General features: G+C 71.0%; 1 protein-coding gene. It reads right to left on the bottom strand.

The annotated features are described in order from the left end of the window. Positions 1–858, bottom strand: an 858-nt coding sequence (locus GVN67_RS29075; RefSeq protein ID WP_160000773.1) for a hypothetical protein, incomplete at both ends; no start/stop codon positions are given.

Genomic DNA, 858 nt, shown 5'->3' with positions numbered 1-858 from the left:
GCACATTCAGCCCGACATTGGCGCTCGTCGTCGCGGTGGTGCCGCTGGAACTGTCTGTGACGGTGGCCGTGACATGCAGCGTGGTGTTGCCCGGGTCCGGCGAGGTGATCGTCAGCCCGGTCAGCTGGGCCTGGGTCAGCGTATAGCTGCCGTCCGGGTTGTGCGTCCCGGCCGACAGCGTGGCCCCCGCCGGTAGCCCGCTGATGGTGATGCTGACCGTCTCGGTTGGCGACAGCGGCGCCAAGGCGATCGGCAAGGCGATCGAGGCGTCCTCCAGCCCGGCCAGCGGCAGCGCCGGCAGGGTCAGGCCCGGCGCATCGGCGACGTTGAGCACGTTCAGCCCGACATTGGCCGAGGTGGTCGCGGTGGTGCCGCTGGAGCTGTCCGTGACGGTGGCCGTCACATGCAGCGTGGTGTTGCCCGGGTCGGGCGAGGTGATCGTCAGACCGGTCAGCTGCGCCTGGGTCAGCGTATAGCTGCCGTCCGGGTTGTGCGTCCCGGCCGACAGCGTGGCCCCCGCCGGCAGCCCGCTGATGGTGACGCTCACCGTCTCGGTCGGCGACAGCGGCGCCAGCGCGATCGGCAAGGCGATCGAGACGTCCTCCAGCCCGGCCAGTGGCAGCGCCGGCAAGGTCAGGCCCGGCGCATCGGCGACGTTCAGCACGTTCAGCCCGACATTGGCGCTGGTCGTCGCCGTCGTGCCGCTGGAGCTGTCTGTGACGGTGGCCGTCACATGCAGCGTGGTGTTGCCCGGATCCGGCGAGGTGATCGTCAGCCCGGTCAGCTGCGCCTGGGTCAGCGTGTAGCTGCCGTCCGGATTGTGCGTCCCCGCCGACAGCGTGGCGCCGGCCGGCAGGC

It is taken from the genome of Roseomonas sp. 18066 (genome assembly GCF_902706185.1).
Classification (GTDB): domain Bacteria; phylum Pseudomonadota; class Alphaproteobacteria; order Acetobacterales; family Acetobacteraceae; genus Pseudoroseomonas.
This window is presented reverse-complemented; position numbering and strand designations above follow the sequence as displayed.